Source organism: Serratia odorifera, assembly GCF_041448735.1.
GTDB lineage: Bacteria > Pseudomonadota > Gammaproteobacteria > Enterobacterales > Enterobacteriaceae > Serratia_F > Serratia_F odorifera.
In genome coordinates, this window is record NZ_JBGMUT010000005.1 from 255,482 (window position 1) to 277,306 (window position 21,825).

At 55.9% G+C, this 21,825-nt stretch carries 20 protein-coding genes; 6 read left to right on the forward strand and 14 right to left on the reverse strand.

All coding sequences use genetic code 11. The features are described 5' to 3' along the window. Positions 1–42 precede the first annotated feature (42 nt). Both chiQ and ACCC84_RS15390 read left to right on the forward strand, forming a co-directional pair. Entirely contained in the window at positions 43–369 is a 327-nt protein-coding gene (gene chiQ / locus ACCC84_RS15385; protein ID WP_004965886.1) for a ChiQ/YbfN family lipoprotein, read from the forward strand. Positions 370–387: 18 nt separating this feature from the next. Beyond that, positions 388–3,051, forward strand: a complete 2,664-nt coding sequence (locus ACCC84_RS15390) for a beta-N-acetylhexosaminidase (RefSeq protein ID WP_371902043.1) — start codon at positions 388–390, stop codon at positions 3,049–3,051. 200 nt (positions 3,052–3,251) lie between these two features. On the opposite strand, the gene fur is transcribed toward ACCC84_RS15390, so the two are convergent. The 4 genes from fur to ybfF all read right to left on the reverse strand — a co-directional run bounded on the left by fur (position 3,252) and on the right by ybfF (position 6,112). Next, the gene (gene fur, locus ACCC84_RS15395) at positions 3,252–3,698 is read right to left on the reverse strand and encodes a ferric iron uptake transcriptional regulator (protein WP_004965880.1); all 447 of its coding nucleotides are present in this window, start codon (positions 3,696–3,698) and stop codon (positions 3,252–3,254) included. A 324-nt stretch (positions 3,699–4,022) separates the two neighbouring features. Further along, complete coding sequence (fldA, locus tag ACCC84_RS15400) at positions 4,023–4,562, reverse strand: flavodoxin FldA (protein ID WP_371902044.1); 540 nt, start codon at positions 4,560–4,562, stop codon at positions 4,023–4,025. Positions 4,563–4,791: 229 nt separating this feature from the next. Further along, a complete protein-coding gene (gene ybfE, locus ACCC84_RS15405; protein WP_004965877.1) occupies positions 4,792–5,079 on the reverse strand; it encodes a LexA regulated protein in 288 nt (95 codons plus the stop codon). A gap of 250 nt (positions 5,080–5,329) precedes the next feature. Beyond that, the gene (gene ybfF, locus ACCC84_RS15410) at positions 5,330–6,112 is read right to left on the reverse strand and encodes an esterase (RefSeq protein WP_004965871.1); all 783 of its coding nucleotides are present in this window, start codon (positions 6,110–6,112) and stop codon (positions 5,330–5,332) included. Between the two features lie 201 nt (positions 6,113–6,313). On the opposite strand from ybfF, the gene seqA reads away from it, so the two are divergent. The 4 genes from seqA (at position 6,314) to ACCC84_RS15430 (ending at position 9,682) form a co-directional block, all read left to right on the forward strand. Further along, the gene (seqA, locus tag ACCC84_RS15415; RefSeq protein ID WP_004965869.1) at positions 6,314–6,850 is read left to right on the forward strand and encodes a replication initiation negative regulator SeqA; all 537 of its coding nucleotides are present in this window, start codon (positions 6,314–6,316) and stop codon (positions 6,848–6,850) included. Positions 6,851–6,925: 75 nt separating this feature from the next. After that, on the forward strand, positions 6,926–8,569 hold the full coding sequence (gene pgm / locus ACCC84_RS15420; protein ID WP_371902045.1) for a phosphoglucomutase (alpha-D-glucose-1,6-bisphosphate-dependent): 1,644 nt from the start codon (positions 6,926–6,928) through the stop codon (positions 8,567–8,569). 166 nt (positions 8,570–8,735) lie between these two features. After that, positions 8,736–9,380: a PadR family transcriptional regulator gene (locus ACCC84_RS15425; RefSeq protein ID WP_039992363.1), complete on the forward strand. Its 645-nt coding sequence runs from the start codon at positions 8,736–8,738 to the stop codon at positions 9,378–9,380. Then, entirely contained in the window at positions 9,380–9,682 is a 303-nt protein-coding gene (locus ACCC84_RS15430; protein ID WP_371902046.1) for a DUF3861 domain-containing protein, read from the forward strand. Before ACCC84_RS15425 ends, ACCC84_RS15430 begins: the two co-directional genes overlap by 1 nt. A gap of 70 nt (positions 9,683–9,752) precedes the next feature. Here the strand turns inward: ACCC84_RS15430 and ACCC84_RS15435 are convergent, their stop codons facing one another. The 10 genes from ACCC84_RS15435 to ACCC84_RS15480 all read right to left on the reverse strand — a co-directional run bounded on the left by ACCC84_RS15435 (position 9,753) and on the right by ACCC84_RS15480 (position 21,422). Next, positions 9,753–10,424, reverse strand: a complete 672-nt coding sequence (locus ACCC84_RS15435) for an oligogalacturonate-specific porin KdgM family protein (RefSeq protein WP_004965857.1) — start codon at positions 10,422–10,424, stop codon at positions 9,753–9,755. A gap of 74 nt (positions 10,425–10,498) precedes the next feature. Continuing rightward, positions 10,499–11,806: a TRAP transporter large permease gene (locus ACCC84_RS15440; RefSeq protein ID WP_371902047.1), complete on the reverse strand. Its 1,308-nt coding sequence runs from the start codon at positions 11,804–11,806 to the stop codon at positions 10,499–10,501. Beyond that, a complete protein-coding gene (locus tag ACCC84_RS15445; RefSeq protein WP_004965854.1) occupies positions 11,803–12,315 on the reverse strand; it encodes a TRAP transporter small permease in 513 nt (170 codons plus the stop codon). The genes ACCC84_RS15440 and ACCC84_RS15445 overlap by 4 nt, the downstream gene beginning before the upstream one ends. Before the next feature lie 14 nt (positions 12,316–12,329). Beyond that, entirely contained in the window at positions 12,330–13,316 is a 987-nt protein-coding gene (locus ACCC84_RS15450) for a TRAP transporter substrate-binding protein (RefSeq protein ID WP_004965852.1), read from the reverse strand. 177 nt (positions 13,317–13,493) lie between these two features. Continuing rightward, positions 13,494–14,183: a two-component system response regulator KdpE gene (gene kdpE / locus ACCC84_RS15455; protein ID WP_004965850.1), complete on the reverse strand. Its 690-nt coding sequence runs from the start codon at positions 14,181–14,183 to the stop codon at positions 13,494–13,496. Positions 14,184–14,189: 6 nt separating this feature from the next. Beyond that, the gene (gene kdpD / locus ACCC84_RS15460; RefSeq protein WP_198773317.1) at positions 14,190–16,892 is read right to left on the reverse strand and encodes a two-component system sensor histidine kinase KdpD; all 2,703 of its coding nucleotides are present in this window, start codon (positions 16,890–16,892) and stop codon (positions 14,190–14,192) included. 72 nt (positions 16,893–16,964) lie between these two features. Next, positions 16,965–17,534 (reverse strand): potassium-transporting ATPase subunit KdpC, encoded by a 570-nt coding sequence (gene kdpC, locus ACCC84_RS15465; protein ID WP_371902048.1) that lies wholly within the window; start codon positions 17,532–17,534, stop codon positions 16,965–16,967. A gap of 18 nt (positions 17,535–17,552) precedes the next feature. Further along, entirely contained in the window at positions 17,553–19,622 is a 2,070-nt protein-coding gene (gene kdpB, locus ACCC84_RS15470; protein WP_004965846.1) for a potassium-transporting ATPase subunit KdpB, read from the reverse strand. Positions 19,623–19,644: 22 nt separating this feature from the next. Beyond that, positions 19,645–21,333: a potassium-transporting ATPase subunit KdpA gene (gene kdpA, locus ACCC84_RS15475; RefSeq protein WP_004965844.1), complete on the reverse strand. Its 1,689-nt coding sequence runs from the start codon at positions 21,331–21,333 to the stop codon at positions 19,645–19,647. Continuing rightward, entirely contained in the window at positions 21,333–21,422 is a 90-nt protein-coding gene (locus ACCC84_RS15480; RefSeq protein ID WP_039992361.1) for a K(+)-transporting ATPase subunit F, read from the reverse strand. The genes kdpA and ACCC84_RS15480 overlap by 1 nt, the downstream gene beginning before the upstream one ends. Positions 21,423–21,825 lie beyond the last annotated feature (403 nt).

A 21,825-nucleotide genomic window follows, 5' to 3' on the forward strand; every position in this document is an offset into this window, starting at 1 on the left:
TGCCCGGTGGTGACACCGGGCAAGCATGCTCAAGGAACAGCGATGAAAAACCTATTGTTGTTGGTGGCTGCGGTACTCGGGCTTAGCGCCTGCGTTCAGCCGCAAACCCCGCCGGAAGACGCCAAACTGCGTCAGGCCTACAGTGCCTGCATCAATACGGCGGAAGGTTCGCCAGAGAAACTGCAGTCCTGTCAGGCGGTATTGAACGTATTGAAACAAGAGAAACAGCATCAACAGTTCGCCGAACAGGAGACGGTCCGCGTACTGGATTATCAGAGCTGCATTCAGGCTGTACACACCGGCAATGGCCAGGCGTATGACAGCCAGTGCGGCAAGATCTGGCAAGAAATTCGCGCAAATAATCACTGATTACGGATGAGGTCGAAGATGAACATATTCAAATTGAGTGCCCTTGCCGCATTAACGGCCAGCGTTGGCATGTTCGGCAATATCGGCAGCGCCATGGCCGATCAACAGCTGGTGGATCAACTGAGCCAGTTGAAACTGAATATCAAGATGGTTGACAATCGCGCGGCTGAACATGGCGTTGATTGCGCCAAGCTGGGCGCAGACTGGGCATCGTGCAACAAGGTCCTGATTACGCTGGCCAACGACGGCCAAGATATCACCGGCAAGGACTGGGTTATCTACTTCCACAGCCCACGCCAGACGCTGCAGGTCGACAACGATCAGTTCACCATCTCTCACCTGACCGGCGATCTGTATAAATTGGTGCCAAGCGAAACCTTCAGCGGTTTCCCGGCTGGCAAAGCGGTGGAAATTCCGATCGTGACGGAATATTGGCAACTGTTCAAAACCGACTTCCTGCCGCGCTGGTATGCGACCTCTGGTGACGCCAAACCGAAAATGCTGGCCAATACCGATACCGAAGATCTGGATCAGTTTGTGGCACCGTTTACCGGCGATCAATGGAAACGTACCAAGGACGATAAAAACGTTCTGATGACGCCGGCCTCGCGCTTTGTCAAAAACGCCGAGTTGAAAACCCTGCCGACGGCGTCGTTGCGCGGGCAAATCATCCCGACGCCAATGGACGTCAAGGTTCATGCCCAGGACGTGGATCTGAGCAACGGCGTGGCGCTGGACCTGAGTGCGCTGGCCAAACCGTCGGCGGATGTGGTCAGTGAGCGTTTTACCCTGCTGGGGGTGGCACCGACACGCAGCGGTTATCCGATTAAAACCGACATCAAGCCGAACGCCTTCAAGGGCGACCTGGCGGTGGCAGGCGCCTATCAGTTGCAGATCGGCGCCAAACAGGCGGTGGTGACCGGCTTCGATCAGGCTGGGGTGTTCCATGGCCTGCAATCGATTCTGTCGCTGATCCCGACCACAGGCGACAAGAAAATCGCCACGCTGGATGTTAAAGATGCGCCGCGCTTTGAATACCGTGGCCTGTTCCTCGACGTTGCGCGCAACTTCCACCACAAGGATGCGGTGCTGCGTCTGCTGGATCAGATGGCGGCCTATAAGCTGAACAAGTTCCACTTCCACCTGACCGATGATGAAGGCTGGCGCATCGAGATCCCCGGCCTGCCGGAGCTGACCGAGATCGGCGGCCAACGCTGCCATGACCTGAGCGAAACAACCTGCCTGTTGCCGCAGTACGGTCAGGGGCCAGAGGTTTACGGTGGTTTCTTCAGCCGTCAGGACTATATCGACATCATCAAATACGCCCAGGCACGCCAGATTGAAGTGATCCCGGAGGTCGATATGCCGGCGCACGCGCGTGCGGCGGTGATATCCATGGAAGCGCGTTATAAGAAACTGCTTGCCGAAGGTAAGCAAAAAGAGGCCGAGGAGTTCCGTCTGCTGGATCCTACCGACAGCTCCAATACTACCTCGGTGCAATTCTTCAATCGCCAGAGCTATCTGAACCCGTGCCTGGATTCATCAACCCGCTTTGTCGACAAGGTGATCGGTGAAATTGCCCAAATGCATAAGGAAGCCGGTCAACCGCTGAAAACCTGGCACTTTGGCGGCGATGAAGCCAAGAACATCCGTCTGGGCGCCGGTTATACCGACATCAAACAGCCAGAACCGGGCAAAGGCATGCTCGATCTGAGCAAAGAAGACAAACCGTGGGCCAAGTCGCAGGTTTGCCAACAGATGATCAAGCAGGGCAAGGTTGCCGACATGGAACACTTGCCGAGCTACTTCGGTCAGGAAGTCAGCAAACTGGTTAAAGCGCACGGCATCGACAGAATGCAGGCCTGGCAGGATGGCTTGAAGGATGCCAAAGACGCCAAGGCGTTTGCCACGGCGCGCGTTGGCGTCAACTTCTGGGATACCCTGTACTGGGGCGGGTTCGATTCGGTAAATGACTGGGCCAACAAGGGTTACGAAGTGGTGGTTTCCAACCCCGACTACGTCTATCTGGACTTCCCGTATGAGGTCAATCCAAACGAAAGCGGCTATTACTGGGGCACCCGCTTCAGTGATGAGCGCAAAATATTCAGCTTTGCACCGGATAACATGCCGCAGAACGCTGAAACGTCGGTGGATCGCGATGGCAACTATTTCACCGCCAAGAGCGATAAACCGTGGCCGGGCGCCTATGGCCTTTCCGCCCAGCTGTGGAGTGAAGTGGTGCGCACCGATCCGCAAATGGAATATATGATGTTCCCGCGCTCGCTGTCGGTGGCGGAACGAGCCTGGCACCGTGCCAGCTGGGAACAGGACTATAAGGCAGGTCGAGAATACAAGGGCGGGGAAACCCACTTGGTCGATGACAAAAAGTTGCAGCAGGACTGGCTGCGGTTTGCCAACCTGCTGGGGCAGCGCGAGTTGGGCAAGCTGGATAAAGGCGGGATAAAATACCGCCTGCCGGTGCCAGGTGCGCGGATCGTCAACGGCAAGCTGGAGGCCAATATTGCTTTGCCGGGACTGGCTATCGAGTATTCCACCGACGGTGGCAAACAGTGGCAACGCTATGATGACAGCGCCAAGCCGGCAGTAGCCGGCGAGGTGCAAATTCGCGCGGTCAGCCCTGACGGCAAGCGCTTTAGCCGTGCGGAACCGGTGCAGGCGTAGTGACCAATGCCTCGCTGCGTGTCGGCGGCGGGGCGTTTGGGGTGTGGAGGGGGTAATACCCTGATGAAAGAGGTGGTTTGCCGCTGCATTGTTATCTTTTGTGACATGATTTCCCCGGCGCGTCCGGGGATTTTTTTGCCTGTCTGACAGGCATAAAAAAACCGCCGTCTGGCGGTTCCTTGCTTATTAATGCATCAGCATTATTTTTTGTCGTGCAGCGTATCGTCTTCGCGGCAATCACCGATGGCGCAATGACCGTACAGGTACAGGCTGTGGTTGGTGAGTTTGATGCCGTGCTGTTTGGCAATGTCACGCTGACGCGCTTCGATGGATTCATCGCTGAATTCGATCACTTTGCCGCAGTCCAGGCAAATCAGGTGATCGTGATGGTGCTGCTGAGTCAGTTCGAATACTGATTTGCCGCCTTCGAAATTATGACGGGTGACAATCCCGGCGTCGTCAAATTGGTTCAGTACGCGGTAAACCGTCGCCAGACCAATTTCTTCGCCCATATCAATCAGTTTCTTGTACAAATCTTCCGCACTGACGTGATGGCAAGCCGGATCTTGCAGTACTTCCAGGATTTTGAGTCGCGGAAGCGTGACTTTTAAGCCGGCCTTCTTTAATGCGGTATTGTTGTCAGTCATGCGGATTCAGTCCTGTTACTATGCTAATCAAGTTGAGGCATTTTTGCCTATGGCATCGGTCGGCACAAAGAATTTATTGCGTCTCATTATAGAACCGGTTGACCTAAATGGAAACCGCCGGTTGTTAACAAAGATATATTCGCACCGTTACATGTCACACATGTAACATCTTGATGGGTGGGATAAACCGAACCGCAGTCTACCGTGACGAGGGGGGAAGTTACAATTTTGTAGCTTCTATCGCTTCAATCCGTGATGTCGATAACGGCCCTGCGTTAATCATGCGTCTCGCAGGGCCTTGAACGGCGGGGAAATAACCGCTGCTTAACCTACGATGTCTGCCAGGCTCAGCTCTGCGCTGATTTGCGCCACCCAGCCCTGCACGCGTTCGTCGGTCAGTTCGGGTTGGCGATCTTCGTCAATCGCCAGGCCGATAAAGTGATCGTCGTCTGCCAGACCCTTGGAGGCTTCGAAATGATAGCCTTTGGTTGGCCAGTGGCCGACAATCGCTGCGCCGCGAGGTTCGATGATGTCACGAATGGTCCCCATCGCATCACAGAAATATTCCGCGTAATCTTCCTGATCGCCGCAGCCGAACAGCGCGACCAGTTTGCCATTGAAGTCTATTTCTTCCAGCGTAGGGAAAAAGTCGTCCCAGTCACATTGTGCTTCACCGTAATACCAGGTTGGGATACCGAGCAGCAGAATGTCGAATGCGTCCAGATCTTCTTTGCTGCTTTTGGCAATGTCATGCACCTCAGCCACATCGTCGCCAAAGCTCTGACGAAGAAGTTTTTGGATCATCTTGGCAATGTTTTCGGTATTGCCGGTGTCGCTGCCAAAGAAAATGCCTACGTTAGCCATATCGCGTATAACCTTTAAATTCAATTAATTACAATACTCGACGCCCGGCTTTCGCACCGGTATCGTTTAAAATATCGCCATGGTGAGGAGCCAGCTCCCACCGCTAAACGCGTATCATGCCAGAAATTTGCCCCGGGGTTTTATCGCGTTTATGCGATGCCCGAAGAATAAAATGCGGAGTTGATCCGGCGTCATCCTTAACGCCGCGCCGCGCGTGCGGCTGATAAGATCATTGTTCTGGCTGTTCTTCCGCCAGTTGCGCCAGCAGCATTTGCTCAATGAGCTCGCTGCGACTGATATTACGCTGTTCCGCCAGTTTGTTCAGAGCGTCCACCGCATCCGCGTTGATTTTCAGCTCCACACGCCGCAAACCACGTACTTTATCGCGCCGTAGCTGATTCCGCTTATTGATTCTAAGCTGTTCATCACGGGATAGCGGGTTGGTTTTCGGGCGCCCCGGACGGCGTTCATCTGCGAACAGATCCAGCGTCGTGCGATCCGTTTGTTCTTTTGCCATAGGTAGCGGTACTGCAAGGGAGTTTGCATCAAAAAGCGTTTCACGCTTCCGGACGGTTCGGTTAATACAGTTCAGGTCGATAAAACCTAACCCAAATTTGCCCCCATTCCGGCGTTTTACACCACGCTGGCGACGGCGGCAAAATTATAGCGCGCCATATTACCCCAGCAGATGGAGCAACGACAATGCTTTACTGCGTTGCAAACGCGCTAAGCCGTTATCTTTAGCGCGTTTTTTCGCCAACTGGCCGTCAGGCCTGGTCGATGAAGCGATGAATGGCACGCAGTACCGCATCCGGTTTCTCGGCGTGTACCCAGTGGCCACTGCCAGCCACTTCATACGCCCGTGCCTGCGGGAACTGGCGGGCGATGTCGTCGCGGTAGTCGTTTTTTACGTAAGGCGACAGCCCGCCACGAATAAACAGAATCGGCTGCGGCCAGGCCGGCACCGGTTGCCAGCCAATGATGGTTTCATATTGCTCGATCAGCACCGGCAGGTTGAAACGCCATTCGCCCTGATGGAACGATTTCAGCAGAAACTGAATCACCCCTTCTTCATCCAGCATGGTGCGCATCAGCGCCGCCGCCTGCTGACGCTGAGTCATGCCGGCGGCGCTCACTGCCTGCAAGGCGGCGAAGATTTCATCATGGTGTCGGGTCTGATAAGCCACCGGTGCGATATCGATAACCACCAGTTTGGCAATACGCTCGGGAGCAATCGCCGTCAAGGCCATTGCTGCCTTGCCCCCCATGGAATGGCCGATGACGATGGCACGCTCGATATTCAGGCTGTCCAGCAGCGTAAGCAAATCCTGCGCCATCACCGGATAGTTCATTTCGGCGGCGTGCGGCGAAAGCCCATGGTTGCGTAAATCGACTTTCACCACTGGATGCTGGCGGTGCAAATCGCGCGCCAGTACGCCGAGGTTGTCAAGGTTGCCGAAAAGCCCGTGTATCAGCACAATCGGCAGCGCGTTTGTCTGTTCGGCCTGGGCGGCCAATAATTGATAGTGTAATTTCATGGCGAAGTTCATGACCTGAAAACATTCTGTTAGGGTATCATACCCATCAGCAAAGAGGTGGGCGGGTGATGCCGGCTATAGGTAATAGTCTGCTTTTGCCCCCAGAGGGCACTTTGTTATGTTTGCTCTCGTGCTTTTAACCTTATAATCCCATAGCTTGAATGCAGAACCCGGTTTCGGATTCTACGTAGAAAAATACAGTACTGGATAAAGATGAAAACTATTGAAGTCGACGAAGAACTTTACCGCTATATTGCCAGCCACACGCAACATATTGGGGAAAGTGCGTCTGATATTTTACGGCGTATGTTGAAGTTTACCGCAGGGCAGCCAGTGCGCCCCGTGTCTACCGCTGCGAGTGGCAGCGCGGAGCCGGAAAAAGCCACCGCGTCGCGCCCACGGGATCGCGTCCGCGCCATGCGTGAACTGCTGCTGTCGGATGAATACGCCGAGCAGAACAAGGCCGTAAATCGTTTTATGCTGGTACTGTCAACGCTGTACACCCTCGATGCGGCCGGCTTCGCTGCCGCGACCGACGCATTGCATGGCCGTACACGCACCTATTTTGCCGGCGATCAGCAAACGCTGCTGGCAAACGGAACGCATACCAAACCGAAACACGTTCCCGGCACCCCTTATTGGGTGATCACCAATACCAATACCGGCCGCAAGCGCAGCATGATTGAACATATCATGCTGGCGATGCAGTTCCCGGCGGAACTGACAGAAAAAGTGTGCGGCACGATCTGATTTAGCGAACCGCCCGTCATAGTGGTCGCGCAACCTTTCGCCCGGCCGCTGGACAGAGGAAAGGGAGAAAAGTTGATGGCGAACAATCCACGCGCCGGGCAACCGGCTCAGCAAAGCGATTTGATCAATGTGGCTCAGCTGACGTCGCAGTACTACGTGCTGCAACCGGAAGCGGGCAACGCCGCCCATGCGGTGAAATTCGGTACCTCGGGTCACCGTGGCAGCGCGTTGCGCCACAGTTTCAATGAAGCGCATATTCTCGCCATCGCGCAGGCGATTGCCGAAGTACGCCGCCAGCAGGGCGTCAGCGGTCCGTGTTACGTCGGCAAGGACACCCACGCGCTGTCTGAGCCAGCGTTTATTTCGGTGCTGGAAGTGTTAACGGCCAACGGCGTCGACGTGGTGGTACAGGAAAACAACGGCTTCACGCCGACGCCGGCGGTTTCCCATGCCATCCTCAGCCATAACCGCTCGGGCGGCGCGCTGGCTGACGGTATTGTCATTACGCCGTCGCACAACCCGCCGGAGGACGGCGGTATCAAATACAACCCGCCGAACGGCGGTCCGGCTGACACCAACCTGACCTCAGTGATTGAAAAACGCGCCAATGAACTGCTGGTGCAAGGGCTGAAGGGCGTACAGCGCCAGTCGCTGGACCAGGCCTGGCGCAGCGGCCACCTGCACGCGCAGGATTTGGTGCAACCGTATGTCGAAGGGCTGGCGGATATCGTTGACATGCCGGCTATCCAACGTGCCGGCATGAAGCTTGGGGTCGATCCGCTCGGTGGTTCCGGTATCGCCTACTGGCAGCGTATTGCCGAGCATTACGCGCTGGATCTGACGCTGGTTAACGATTCCATCGATCAGACCTTCCGCTTTATGCACCTTGACCACGACGGCATTATCCGTATGGACTGCTCGTCCGAGTCGGCGATGGCCGGCTTGCTGGCATTGCGCGACAAGTTTGATCTGGCGTTTGCCAACGATCCGGATTATGACCGTCACGGTATCGTGACGCCTGCCGGTCTGATGAACCCGAACCATTATCTGGCGGTGGCGATCAACTACCTGTTCCAACATCGTCCGCAGTGGGGCGCCGACGTTGCCGTGGGCAAAACGCTGGTTTCCAGCGCGATGATTGACCGGGTAGTGGCCGATTTGGGTCGCAAGCTGGTGGAAGTGCCGGTCGGTTTCAAATGGTTCGTTGATGGCCTGTTCGACGGCAGCCTGGGGTTCGGCGGCGAAGAAAGCGCGGGAGCGTCGTTCCTGCGTTTCAACGGCACGCCGTGGTCTACCGATAAAGACGGCATCATCATGTGCCTGCTGGCGGCGGAAATCACCGCAGTGACCGGCGACAATCCGCAGCACCATTACGACCATCTTGCCAAGCGTTTCGGTGCGCCAAGCTACAACCGCATTCAGGCACCGGCCAGTCACGCGCAGAAAGCCGCGCTGGCCAAGCTGTCGCCGGAAATGGTCAACGCCAGTACGCTGGCTGGCGACGCGATTACCGCGCGCTTGACCGCCGCACCGGGCAACGGCGCGTCGATCGGCGGCCTGAAGGTGATGACCGATAACGGTTGGTTCGCTGCGCGTCCATCCGGCACCGAAGAAGCCTACAAAATATACTGCGAAAGCTTCCTGGGGGCGGAACACCGCGCCAAGATCGAACAGGAAGCGGTAGAGATCGTCAGCGAAGTGCTGGCTTCTGCCAAGTAATCTCCCTGTCTCCAAACAAAGCGCTGTTTTTACAGCGCTTTTTTTATGCCTGCAATTTAGATATATCTAAATTTGTTTTTCCGCTTGCTCATTTCGATATATCGATCTAGATTAGATATATCGAACCAGATTCGATATATCTAAAACTGAGCATGAGGTAGACATTATGTTTCATCGTTTTCGCGCCAGTCGTTGTAGCGATCGCTACGCCGATCACGGCGAAGATCATCATCGCTGTCATCACCAGCGCGCCGGCCGCCATCATTTTGGCGCGCACGGCGAAGAGCACGGGCGTGGCCGCGGCCGCGGCAATAAACTGCACCGCCTGTTTGAACACGGCGATTTGCGCATGGTGCTACTGGCACTGGTCGAACGCAAACCGAGCCATGGTTACGAACTGATCAAGGCGATAGAAGAGGCCTCCTCCGGCCTGTATGTGCCGAGCCCGGGGGTAATTTATCCCACCTTGACGCTGCTGGAAGAGCAGGACTTTCTTGACGCTACCACCACCGGCAAGGGCCGCAAGAGCTATCACATCACCGATGCCGGCAAGGCAGAACTGGCGCAGCACCAGCCGGCAGTGGACGTGATCTTTGCGCGTCTGGCGGACGTGAGCCGTCGCCGCGAAGGCAATCTGGCCGAAGGTATCGCGGAAACCATGCAGCGACTGAAACGTGTACTGCGTGGCAACATGATGCGTGCTGACTTGAGCCAGCAGCAGGTGGAACAGATCAATCAGGCGCTATTGACCGCGGTGGAAAGCATCGAAACCACCGTGGCGCAGGCGGAACAGCCAGAGGAGAACCGCTGATGCCGGGACACCGTTTTCGTATTACCGTTGAAGCGCTGACCGATCGCCAGGGTAAGCCGGTAGAAAAAACGCCGCTGGTGTTTGAAGTGGAAAACCATGATGACATCCTCGGCATCGTTGAACGGATCCAGCCGCGCCAGGATCTGAACTTTGGTGAGGAAAAAAGTGCGGCGTTCGCCGTTGGGTTAAAGCTGTTTTCTGAAGTGATGATTGAAAACCGCAAACATCCGCTATTTTTGCCGCTGCGTGACGCGTTCAAGGATTTCATGATCGGTCTGAAGAAAGGCCCCGATGCGCCGTAATGCCCGCGGCCTGCAGCAAACGGTTGATAGCCAATGAGCCTCATAGGCGAGGCTCATTGTATCGCATTGCCTAGAAGGTATAGCCTAACCCGACGCGAAAACGCGTTTGGCGTTCATCGGTGGTGCTGCGTACCGAAACGTTGCCGATTTCGATAAACGGCGACCAGGCGTCGATGTGATAAGCCGTTCTAAAATTGTATTCATAGTTATAGGTGTGGTTATCATATAAATTATATTTTTCCGCTTTTTTATAGATACCTTCCACAGAAAAATCCCAACTATTAACCTTATAACCAGCCCATAAATCAATACGGTTTATTTTATCATCTTCGCGCTGATCGGAAGAACGGCGGAAATACTCAAAACGATAGCGTCCCGCAATCCACCAGGACTCATTCAATACCTTGGTGGCACGAATATACGGTTTGTAAACCGAATAACCATTGCCGGTTTCCAATACCAGGCCAGGTTGAATATCAACGCCGTGGTATTTAAACTGGTAATTGGCCGTGTATTCATTTCCCTGGCTTTCCATATCGTTGAATGGCTTATTGGTGTCGTCGCCGCCAGACTTTGAGATGGCTTCCAAGGCGAAACCAAAACCGCTGTCAAAACGGTGCGAGATATAGACACGATCGTAGTTGGCTTTGCTGTCATCTAAATATTCATGTCGAATATCCACATAGGTTGCGAATGCAGAGGACGAGAAAAAAGGCAATAGCAGTACCGAGAATTTCTTCATGTAAAATTCCTTTCAATAATTATCATTGTTTATTTTTATTGAACCCAGAGGGAAGTGCCTGTTTAAAATGGGCGCTACATCACGCCCAGTATTCTTGGTAAAAATAACGTGAGCTCAGGAATATAGGTAATCAACAACAGCATACTGACGATGGCGACATAGAAGGGCATCAGCGGACGGACCAGTCCCTCGACCTTTACATTACCGACGCTGGCACCAACGTAAAGGCCGCTACCGACCGGCGGAGTGATGGTGCCAAATGCCAGGTTATACACCATAATAATGCCGAAATGGACCGGATCGACGCCGACCTTGACCAATATTGGCAGCAGAATAGGCGTGAATATCAGAATGGCGGGCCCAATATCCATAAATGCGCCGATAATCAGCAGAAAAACGGTGATGATTAACAAGATAACCAGCTTGTTTTCCGAAATACCCAATATCATATTGCTGAGCGCTTCCGGGATACTGGTGATCGCCATGGCAAATGACATTGCCGACGATGTGGCAAGCAAAAACATGATGATGCCGGTCATTAATGCCGTCTGAACCAAAATGGCGGGAATATTTTTCAGCTTTAGCGTCTTGTAAACCAGCATGGTTAAAAACAGGGTATATACCACCGCAACCGCCGAGGCCTCAATGGCGGTAAAAATACCCAATACGATCCCGCCAATGATAATGACGATCAGCAACAGGCTGGGTAACGCTTCCCAGGTGACTTTCCAGAGCAGTCCCTTTTGTACGGTGAAGAAATTAATATAATTATGGCGTTTGGCGACAAACCAGGTCACCAGCATGCAGCTGATGCCCCAGAGCAGCCCGGCGACCAGACCGCCGGCAAACAGAGCTGCAACCGAAGTGCCGCCGCTGGCCAGGGCATACAGGATAAAAGCCGTGGTTGGCGGGATCAGCATGCCGGTCGGCGCCGAGGCAATATTCACCGCGGCGGCAAATTCGCGGTTATAGCCTTCCCGCGCGCTCATCGGCACCAATACGCCGCCGATTGAGGTTGAAGCGGCAATCGCCGAGCCGGAAATGGCGCCAAACATCATATTGCCGGCAATATTGGTATAAGACAGCGAGCCCGGCAATTTACCGGTAAACAGCTTGGCAAAATTGACCAGCCGAGCCGCGATGCCGCCACCGTTCATAATCACGCCGGAAAGAATGAAAAAGGGCACCGCCAACAGTGAAAAACTGTCGAGGCTGGAAAACATTTTTTGCGCCGTCGCGAACATCGAAATGTCAAAAGGCAATACCAGCAGCATGGTACAGCAGGACGCCACGACAATACATAAGCCTATTGGCGCGCTCATTGCCAGTAACACCATGAAAACACAGACCATTACGCCAGAGGCCAATACCGGGTCAATCATAATGCCTCTCCGTTGCTGTTATTGTGTGACACAGTGACTCGACGCTTTTCATGCATCAGATCATAAATATTGAGTACGCTATAGACGATGATCAGCAGCCCGCTAATTGGCAAGGCGTAATAAACCCTGCCCATCGGAATATTGAGCGCTGGCGATAATTGCTGCATGGAAATAGATGATATTTTTAACCCGCCAATAATCAGTATGTATATTGCCAGCAGCGCAAAGCATACCTGCAATAACGACACCCATAAAAAATGCAGCGAGCCCGGGATCTTGTCGAGGAAGAACGTCAGGCTGATGTGCTGCTGTTTGCCCGCGGCGTAAGCCATGCCGAACATCGACAGCCACACCAGTGAAAAACGCAATAGCTCCTCGCTAAAGGTACTGGGCTGTCCCAGTGCATAACGGCTAATCACCTGCCAGCATGAAACGATCACCATCATGGTGAGCAATAAACAGCAGATGGCTTCAAGTAATTTATCAAGTCCTTGTCGGATGGCGTGCATAATATGCCTCTGAGTTAATTTTTTGCTGCTTCGATCGTCTGGTAAAGCTGATAAAGCACCGGAGTGCTTTTCAGGCTGTCATAGATAGGCTGGACGGCGTCTTGAAACGGCTTTTTATCGATGTCAAAGAATTCGACGTTGAACTGTTTGATTGCCAGCGCTCTGGTTTTTTCTATTTCTTTATCCCAGGCGGCTTTTTCAAAAGCAATTGACGCCTTCACTGCATCACTGACGATACGCTGCTGCTCGGGCGTCAGTTTTTCCAGCGTCAAGGCGCTCATCAATAAGATATCCGGAATACGCGTATGCATATCATAGGTATAATAACGGGCTACCTCGCCATGACGGGCAATGGTCAAGGCAAACTCGTTATTTTCCGCGCCGTCTAAAATACCTTGCTGCAACGAGGTATAAACTTCCGCCTGCCCCATGGCAATTGGCGACGCGCCGAGCAGTTTCATGGTGCGTATTGCGGTAACGCTCTGCATGACACGAATCTTTTTGCCCTTCAGATCGTCAATGGTGCGGACAGGCCCTTTGGACATGTAAAAGTTACGCGATCCGGAATCATACCAACCGATGCCGATAAAGCCTTGCGCTGCGGTAGATTGATATACCGTATCCATAACATCAGGATTATCCATCACACGATAAAATTCTTCTTTCGATGAAAAAAGATAGGGCAGGGAGAATACGCCGTATAAAGGTGAAAAACTCTCCATTAACCCGGAAGAGACCTTGGTGATATCTACCACTCCGGTCTGAGTGAGTTCCACCAGTTCGCGTTCGCCGCCTAACTGACCGTCCGGGAAATAGGTAACCTTGACTTGGCCCTGGGTTTTTTCCTCGATTTCCCTGCCGAGAAAATGTAAGGCATCTTTTATCGGTTGGCTATTTTCAGCATACGCCAGCCGTAAAACGGTTTGCGCCTGACCGCCAAGCGATAAGCTAAAAAATAATGCGATGGCGAGCGTGGTTTTTATTATTGTCTGCGGTTTCATAAGCACTCGTATGTACTTTATTCCAGAGGGAGTATCATACGAGCGCCCGAGGGGGCAAACCTTTTGGATTTTGCCTTTAAACGCCTTTTATTGGCTCTGGCAGAAAGGTTTTACCAACCAAGATCACATATTTATCATTGTGACGACGGAGGGGAGTGATGCCAATAGCACACCGTATCAGGGCATAAAACGATAGCCGACGCCGGTTTCGGTCAGGAGGTGCCTAGGTCGCGCCGGGTCGCTTTCCAGTTTTTGGCGCAAGTGTCCCATATAGATACGCAGATAATGGCTGTGTTCGACGTAATTCGGCCCCCAGACGTGGTTCAACAATTGGCGTTGCGTCAGCACTTTGCCGGCGTTGGCCAGCAGCTCGGTGAGTAGGCGAAACTCAATCGGCGTCAGATGCAGTTCTTCACCGCTGCGCAGCACCCGGCGGTTGATCAGATCGACGGTGATCTCCGAAAAGGTGACCAGCGGATTTTCTTGCTGGCTGCTGGCGTGGCGGCGCAGCGCCACTCGCACGCGAGCAAGCAGTTCGCCGATGCCAAACGGTTTGCTGAGATAATCGTCGGCACCGGCATCCAGCGCCGAAACCTTGTCTTCTTCCGCATTGCGTGCCGACAGCACGATCACCGGAATGGCGCTCCACTGGCGCAGATCGCGGATAAAACTTAAACCGTCACCGTCCGGCAACCCCAAATCGAGAATGATCAAATCCGGTTTGCGGGTGCCGGCCTCAATCAGCCCGCGTTGCAGCGTTTCGCTTTCAAACACCCGCAACCCTTCGCTTTCCAGCGCGGTACGCACAAAACGACGAATTTCTTTTTCATCTTCAACGATCAGGATGTTGGTTGGCGTAGTGGTCACATTACCTCAATATTGTTTTGGCAGATCAAAAGCATCGCTGTCCATCTCCGGCATTTTTTCCAGCGGTAGCAGGAACTTGAAACTGGCTCCGCCCTGGCTGGCATCATCGGACCAGATACGGCCGCCGTGCACTTCAATAATGGCACGGCAAATTGCCAACCCCAAACCGACGCCGGGAATCGGTGATTCTTTATTGCCGCGAGCAAACTTGTCAAAAATGCGCTGTTTCTGTTCTTGTGGAATGCCCGGGCCGTTATCCCAGACTTCAACTTCCAGCCAGTCCGGCAAGGTGCGAGCACGAATGCCGATAATAGCATCGTGCCCGGCATATTTATTGGCATTTTCCAACAGGTTGGTGAATACGCGTTCCAACAGGCTGCCGTCACAATTGATCAATACCATGTCGTCGGGCAGCTCGACCCTGATGTCATGCTGGCTGAGGATCGGCTCGAGCATATGCAGCGACGCGCCAACGATCTCCTCCAATGATTGCCACTCTTTACGCAGGCTGAAACCGCCCGACTGAATGCGCGCCATGTCCAGCAGGTTGTTCACCAGCCGGGTAGTGCTCAGCACCTGCTGACGGATCTGGCTGGCCTGCTGCGCATGTTGGGAACCTTCGCTGGCCAGATCCAGCGTGAGGATTTCCGCCTGGCCGAACAGCACCGTCAGCGGGGTACGCAAATCATGGGACAGGGCGGCCAGCAGCGAATTGCGCAGCTGTTCGCGTTCAGCGTCCAGTTTGGCTTCGGCGGCACTGCGCGCCAGTTGCAAACGCTCGAGGGCGCTGGCGATCAGCACGGTGAAGGTTTGCAACAGGCGTTGTTGCTCCGGTACCATCAGTTGCCGCAGGTTATTCGGCTCAATCGCCAACAGGCCAAAGGTCTGCTGTGAGGCGGTCAGCGGCAGCAGTTGGTAGGGTACACCGGGCAGCGTATCGGTGCCGGCACCGGCAGGTAGGCCTTTGTCGTAACTCCAACGAGCGATGGCGTCGTCCACCGTCAACAGGCCACCTTCTTCACCGACCATCTGCCTGAGATGGCCGTCGTCCTGTGGCAGCAGCAGAACCGCTTTCGCCTGGAAACTGCTGGCAAGAAAATGACGACTGGCGCTGGCGATGTCCTCGATAGTCAGCGACTGGCTCAGACCTCGCGACATTTCATACAGATGACGCGCCCGCTGCTCGCGATAGCGCGCCACCCGCGCCTGATAACGCACGCCGGCGGTCAGGTTACCGACGGTGATGCCGACGATCAGCATCACCGCAAACGTCAGCAGATACTGCACGTCGCTTACCGCGAATGACCAGTGCGGCTGGACGAAGAACAAATCGAAGCTGGCGACATTGATCACCGCCGCCAGCACCGACGGCCAGCGGCCGTAAAACAGCGCCACGATCACCACGCCCAGCAAATAGACCATCACCAGGTTGGCCTGATCGAAGCCCGGCAGCAACCATTGCGAAAGCAGCGTAATTGCCGCACACAGCGCAAAGGCCACCGCACAGCCACGTAGCTGGATGCGCCATTTGTCACTGAAATTGCGGCCGTCGGCCTCTTTGGCGAGGGGCGACGGCGGTTCATGTTCCAACGCCACGATCACCAGATCGAGATCCGGCCCCAGTTGTCCCAGCCGATCGGCAAAGCTGCTGCGCCATTTCCAGCGCTGTTCGCCGTGGCGACCAATGATGATTTTGCCGAGGTTATGCTCGCGCGCGTAGCGCAAAATGGCACGCTCCTCACTCGGATCGGACAGCGTAGCGGTTTCCGCTCCCAGTTCCTGCGCCAGACGCAGCGCGCGTAAAATGGCGCGTCGCCGATTTTCCGGCAGCCGGTGCAGCGTTGGCGTTTCGACATACACCGCGTGCCAATCACATCCAAGGCGTGCCGCCAGCCGTGCGGCGATGCGCACCAGTTTTTCGTTGCCGCTGTGATGGCCAACGCACAGTAGGATGCTGTCGCGCGTATGCCAGACTTTTTCGCGCCCTTGGGTATCGCGAAAGGCGCGCATTTGATCGTCCACCCGGTCTGCGGTGCGGCGCAAGGCCAATTCGCGCAGGGCAATCAGATTGCCTTTGCGGAAAAAGTGCTCGATAGCGCGTTCAGCCTGGCCGGGAATATACACCTTGCCTTCGTGCAGCCGCTGGCGCAGGTCATCCGGCGGCAGATCCACCAGCACCACTTCGGTCGCTTCGTCAAATACGTGATCGGGCACGGTTTCACGTACGCGCACGCCGGTTACGCCGCCAACGATGTCGTTCAGGCTTTCCAGATGCTGCACGTTGACGGTGGTCAGTACGTCGATACCGGCGTCCAGCAGTTCTTCCACGTCTTGCCAACGTTTGGGGTGACGTGAACCGTGGGCATTGCTGTGCGCCAGCTCGTCCATCAGCACCAGCGCCGGGTGGCGCGCCAGCGCGGCGTCCAGATCGAACTCATGCACGGCCCGCCCGCGGTGCTGGATACGTTTTTGCGGCAGTATTGGCAGGCCGGCCAACAAAGCGGCCGTTTCGCTACGGCCGTGGGTTTCGACCACGCCGATCAGCACGTCCAGCCCCTGGGCGCGCTGGCGCTGCGCCTCCTGCAGCATGGCGTAGGTTTTGCCGACGCCGGCGCAGGCGCCAAAAAACACCTTCAGCCGGCCGCGAGGCTTTTCGTTGGCGGCGGCCAGCAGGCTATCGGGGTCGGGGCGCTGTTGTTCATCAACCATGTCGGATCCTTGTCACTCAACGCAAAACGGGTCCGGCACGCCGGACCCTTGATGTTATCGCGTAACCTGCGATTACTTTAGCGCATCCAGCGCCATATTCAGTTTCAGCACGTTAACCACCGGTTCACCGATAAAATTCGGCATCGGGCGCTCGCTATTTTGTTCGATCAAATCGGCGAGCCGTTGCGGCGGCAAGTGGCGCGCTGCCGCCACCCGCGCCAGCTGATAGTGCGCCGCTGCCGGGGAAATCTGCGGATCAAGCCCGCTGCCTGAGGCGGTCAGCAGATCGACCGGGATCGGCCCGTGCATGGTAGGATTGGCCTGGCGCAACTGTGCGGCGCGTTCGGCGATGGCCTTATCCAGTGCCGGATTGGAAACCGCCAGATTGCTGCCGGCAGAGGCTTCGGCATTATAAGCCGAATCAGCGGTGGCAGAAGGGCGTCCCCAAAAATACTGCGGCTGGCTGAAGTTCTGGCCGATCAGCGCGGAGCCAACCAGCTTGTCCCCTTGATATAAGAGTGAACCCGCGGCGCGCTCGGCAAACAGCAGCTGTGCCAGTCCGGTGGTCAGCAGCGGATAGGCAATACCGGTGAGCAGCGCCAGTAACAAAAGCATCACCAATGATGGGCGTAAATAAGACATAACTATCTCCTCTCGAGCTTAGCCGGCAACGTGCAGCACGGTGAGCAGCAGGTCGATCAGCTTGATGCCGACAAACGGCACCAGCAGACCGCCGACGCCATACAGCCACAGGTTGCGGCGCAACAGAGCCGCCGCGCTCAGCGCCTTGTAACTGACGCCCTTCAGCGCCAGCGGGATCAGAAACACAATCACCAGCGCGTTAAAAATCACCGCCGACAAAATGGCCGAAGCGGGTGAATGCAGATGCATCACGTTAAGCGCATTCAACTGCGGATAGGTGGCGGCGAACGCTGCCGGAATAATGGCGAAGTATTTCGCCACGTCGTTGGCGATACTGAAGGTCGTCAGCGAACCGCGCGTCATCAGCATCTGTTTGCCGATATGCACCACTTCGATCAATTTGGTCGGGTTGGAGTCCAGATCGACCATATTGCCGGCCTCTTTGGCCGCCTGGGTGCCGGAGTTCATCGCCACCGCGACGTCAGCCTGCGCCAGCGCCGGGGCGTCGTTGGTACCATCGCCGGTCATTGCCACCAGTCGGCCTTCAGCCTGATACTGGCGAATCAAGGCCAGCTTGGCTTCCGGCGTCGCTTCCGACAGAAAATCGTCTACCCCGGCCTCGGCAGCAATGGCGGCGGCGGTCAAGCGGTTGTCACCGGTGATCATCACCGTTTTGATGCCCATTTTGCGCAATTCGGCAAAACGTTCCTTGATGCCGCCTTTGACAATGTCCTTCAGCGCGACCACGCCCAGCACTCTGGGGCCTTCCGCCACCACCAGCGGCGTACCGCCGGTACGCGCCACGCTTTCCACCAGCGCATCTACCGCCGCCGGGAAGTGGCCGCCGTTGGACTCCACGTGGCGACGAATTGCGTCCACCGCACCTTTACGGATCATGCGGTCCTGCACGTTGACGCCGCTCATCCGCGTTTGCGCCGAAAACGGCACAAAGGTGGCATTCAAGGTCTGCAGGTCGCGTTCGCGCAGATTAAAGCGCTGTTTTGCCAGCACCACGATGCTGCGACCTTCCGGCGTTTCATCCGCCAGTGAAGACAGCTGCGCGGCATCGGCCAGTTCCTGTTCTTTTACGCCGGGAGCCGGCAGGAACTCCGAAGCCTGTCGATTGCCAAGGGTGATGGTGCCGGTCTTATCCAGCAGCAGCACGTCGACGTCGCCGGCCGCCTCAACGGCGCGGCCGCTGGTGGCGATGACGTTGGCGCCGAGCATGCGGCTCATGCCGGCGACGCCGATGGCTGACAGCAACCCGCCGATGGTGGTCGGGATCAGACACACCAGCAGCGCCACCAATACGGTCACGCTGACGACCGAGCCGCTGCCGGCGGCATTGACGCTATATTGCGAGAACGGCAACAGCGTGGCCACCGCCAGCACGAACACGATGGTCAGTGCCACCAGTAAAATGGTCAGCGCCACTTCATTCGGCGTTTTACGGCGTTTGGCGCCTTCGACCATGGCAATCATGCGATCGAGGAAGGTCTCGCCGGGGTTGACGCTGCATTGCACCACCAGCCAGTCGGACAGCACGCGCGTCCCGCCGGTAACCGAGGAGAAGTCACCACCGGATTCGCGGATCACCGGCGCCGATTCGCCGGTAATGGCGCTTTCATCCACCGACGCGCCGCCTTCCAGCACTTCGCCATCGCAAGGCAGGGTATCACCGGCTTCCACCAGCACGATGTCGCCTTTGCGCAAGCTGTCTGCGGCGACCTTTTCCGTCGCGCCATCGCGTTTCGCCGCGGCCAGCTTTTTAGCCCAAATGGTTTTCCTGGTGCCCTTCAGACTGGCAGCCTGTGCCTTGCTGCGGCCTTCGGCCAGCGCTTCGGCAACGTTGGCGAACAGCACGGTAAACCACAGCCACAGGGCGATACTGCCGGTAAACGCGGCGCTGCCGTCAGTTTTACCGGCCAGCAGACTGAGCCAGATCAGGGTGGTCAGCACGCTGCCGATATACACCACGAACATCACCGGATTGCGCCACTGGACGCGAGGATCCAGCTTCTTCACCGCGTCGAGCAGCGCGGCCCGTACCAGAGCCGGTTCAAAAAGCGCACGTTGTTTGCGAGTCATACGATTTCTCTCTTTATGCCGGTTAGTGTGCCAGCCAGACCTGTAAATGCTCGGCCACCGGGCCTAGCGCCAGCGCCGGAACGAAAGTCAATGCGCCAATCAGCAGTACGGTGCCGATCAACAAGCCGATAAACAGCGGCCCGGTGGTCGGCAGCGTGCCGTTGCCCGCCGGTTGGCGCTTCTTCACGCACAGCGAACCGGCGATGGCCAGCACCGGCAGGATCACGCCAAAACGGCCGACAAACATGGCAAATGCCAGTAACAGGTTGTAGAACGGGGTGTTGACGCTCAGCCCGCCAAATGCGCTGCCGTTGTTGTTGGCGGCGGAGGAGAGGGCGTATAGCACTTCGCTAAAACCGTGTGCGCCAGGGTTAAGGATCCCGGCGCGGCCGGCGGCGGTGCCGATGGCCAGCGCGCTGCCCAGCAGCACCAGCGTTGGCGTCACCAGAATCGCCAACGCGGTCATCTTCATATCGTAAACGTCAATTTTCTTGCCGAGGTATTCCGGCGTGCGGCCGATCATCAACCCGGCGATAAACACCGTCAGCAACACGAACAGCAGCATGCCGTACAGGCCGGAACCGACGCCGCCGAACACCACCTCGCCGATCTGCATCAGCCACAGCGGTACCATGCCGCCGAGGGCGGTGAACGAATCATGCATGGCGTTAACCGCGCCACAGGAGGCGGCGGTGGTCACCACCGAAAACAGGCTGCTGGCGAGAATGCCAAAGCGCGACTCTTTACCTTCCATATTGGCGTTGCTGGCGCCACCCAGGGCGCTCAGATGCGGGTTGCCTGCCAGTTCGGCATACATCACCACCACTACCGCCACCACGAAAATCAGCCCCATTGCCCAGATCAGCGCATGGCCCTGACGGTTTTCGCCCGCCACCTGGCCAAAGGCAAAGCACAGCGCGCATGGGATCAGGAAGATCGCCAGCATCTGTACGAAATTGCTCAATGCGGTCGGGTTTTCAAACGGGTGCGCCGAATTGACACCAAAGAAGCCGCCACCGTTGGTACCGAGCATTTTTATCGCCTCTTGCGACGCTACCGGCCCCATGGGCAGGATCTGCTGCGCGCCTTCCAGCGTGTGCAGGTGCAGGTATGGCGACAGGTTCTGCAGCACGCCCTGGCTTACCAGCAACAGCGCGATAATCAGCGATAGCGGCAGCAATACATACAGCGTGATACGCAGCAGATCTACCCAGGCGTTGCCAATGGTGGCGCTTGAACGGCGAGCGAAGGCGCGAATCAGCGCGAACGCGACGGCGATGCCGGTGGCGGCGGACAAGAAGTTTTGCACCGCCAGACCTGCCATCTGGCTCAGATAGCTCAGGGTGCTTTCACCACTGTATGCCTGCCAGTTGGTATTGGTGACGAAGCTGACGGCGGTATTCAGCGCCAGATGCCACGACAATCCCGGAAAGCCTTGCGGATTGAGCGGCAGCGCGCCTTGCCCCATCAGCAGGGCAAACAGCAGTACGATACCCAGCAGGTTGAACATCACGATCGCCAGGGCATATTGCCGCCAGTGCATTTCTGCGCCGTTGTTGCCGCAGCAGCGCCAGACGCCGGCTTCGAAGCGGCGTAATATCGGCAGTGGTTCGCCTTCTATAAGACGGGCCAAAACGCTGCCCAGCGGGCGGGACAGCACCAGAAGAACCAGCATGAAGCTGGCGATAAGTAGAAAGGCCGACGCAGCCATCAGAAATCCTCCGCATTAAACAGCGCGTAAACCAGATAGCCCAACAGCAGCAGAACCAACAGCGCACCACTTATGACGCTGAAACTCACGGGACACCTCCACAGGTGTAGGTTTGGATAGCGGGAGTGTAGAGAGGGCGGTAGAAAGAAGATGAAAAAATAGGGTGGGCCGGTGTAAAAAAAGTATAAAAACGCCGACGTGCGCGGCAAAAAAAGAGGGCGATGCGTTACGCAAGGTAAACTTGCCATTAACGTAGCCTTGGTTGTTAGTTAACCTTTATGTAACAAACTTTCAGTATAAGCAGTAAATGAGTGATTTTTTGTGCGATCTGGTGGTCGGATGAGTAGTAAACTTTCAGCCGATGCGCTAAAATTTTGTCCAGTTAACACATTATCCCGTTTTCTTTTACGCTGAGCTGTTCCTGACCGTTGTGCCCCGCAGCCGGCGTTATATTAACCCCGCAATTTGTTGGCATCGTATCAAGCCGGCCAT

What these genes read in the sequence shown, in the direction of transcription:
- ACCC84_RS15390 (WP_371902043.1), top strand. Translation starts at nt 388, where the DNA reads ATGAACATATTCAAATTGAGTGCCCTTGCCGCATTAACGGCCAGCGTT.
- ybfE (WP_004965877.1), bottom strand. Translation starts at nt 5,079, where the DNA reads ATGGCAAAAGAACAAACGGATCGCACGACGCTGGATCTGTTCGCAGAT.
- ACCC84_RS15445 (WP_004965854.1), bottom strand. Translation starts at nt 12,315, where the DNA reads ATGCACGCCATCCGACAAGGACTTGATAAATTACTTGAAGCCATCTGC.
- seqA (WP_004965869.1), top strand. Translation starts at nt 6,314, where the DNA reads ATGAAAACTATTGAAGTCGACGAAGAACTTTACCGCTATATTGCCAGC.
- kdpC (WP_371902048.1), bottom strand. Translation starts at nt 17,534, where the DNA reads ATGTCTTATTTACGCCCATCATTGGTGATGCTTTTGTTACTGGCGCTG.
- ACCC84_RS15440 (WP_371902047.1), bottom strand. Translation starts at nt 11,806, where the DNA reads ATGATTGACCCGGTATTGGCCTCTGGCGTAATGGTCTGTGTTTTCATG.
- kdpB (WP_004965846.1), bottom strand. Translation starts at nt 19,622, where the DNA reads ATGACTCGCAAACAACGTGCGCTTTTTGAACCGGCTCTGGTACGGGCC.
- ACCC84_RS15425 (WP_039992363.1), top strand. Translation starts at nt 8,736, where the DNA reads ATGTTTCATCGTTTTCGCGCCAGTCGTTGTAGCGATCGCTACGCCGAT.
- kdpD (WP_198773317.1), bottom strand. Translation starts at nt 16,892, where the DNA reads ATGGTTGATGAACAACAGCGCCCCGACCCCGATAGCCTGCTGGCCGCC.
- ybfF (WP_004965871.1), bottom strand. Translation starts at nt 6,112, where the DNA reads ATGAACTTCGCCATGAAATTACACTATCAATTATTGGCCGCCCAGGCC.
- kdpA (WP_004965844.1), bottom strand. Translation starts at nt 21,333, where the DNA reads ATGGCTGCGTCGGCCTTTCTACTTATCGCCAGCTTCATGCTGGTTCTT.
- pgm (WP_371902045.1), top strand. Translation starts at nt 6,926, where the DNA reads ATGGCGAACAATCCACGCGCCGGGCAACCGGCTCAGCAAAGCGATTTG.
- ACCC84_RS15430 (WP_371902046.1), top strand. Translation starts at nt 9,380, where the DNA reads ATGCCGGGACACCGTTTTCGTATTACCGTTGAAGCGCTGACCGATCGC.
- fldA (WP_371902044.1), bottom strand. Translation starts at nt 4,562, where the DNA reads ATGGCTAACGTAGGCATTTTCTTTGGCAGCGACACCGGCAATACCGAA.
- chiQ (WP_004965886.1), top strand. Translation starts at nt 43, where the DNA reads ATGAAAAACCTATTGTTGTTGGTGGCTGCGGTACTCGGGCTTAGCGCC.
- ACCC84_RS15450 (WP_004965852.1), bottom strand. Translation starts at nt 13,316, where the DNA reads ATGAAACCGCAGACAATAATAAAAACCACGCTCGCCATCGCATTATTT.
- fur (WP_004965880.1), bottom strand. Translation starts at nt 3,698, where the DNA reads ATGACTGACAACAATACCGCATTAAAGAAGGCCGGCTTAAAAGTCACG.
- ACCC84_RS15435 (WP_004965857.1), bottom strand. Translation starts at nt 10,424, where the DNA reads ATGAAGAAATTCTCGGTACTGCTATTGCCTTTTTTCTCGTCCTCTGCA.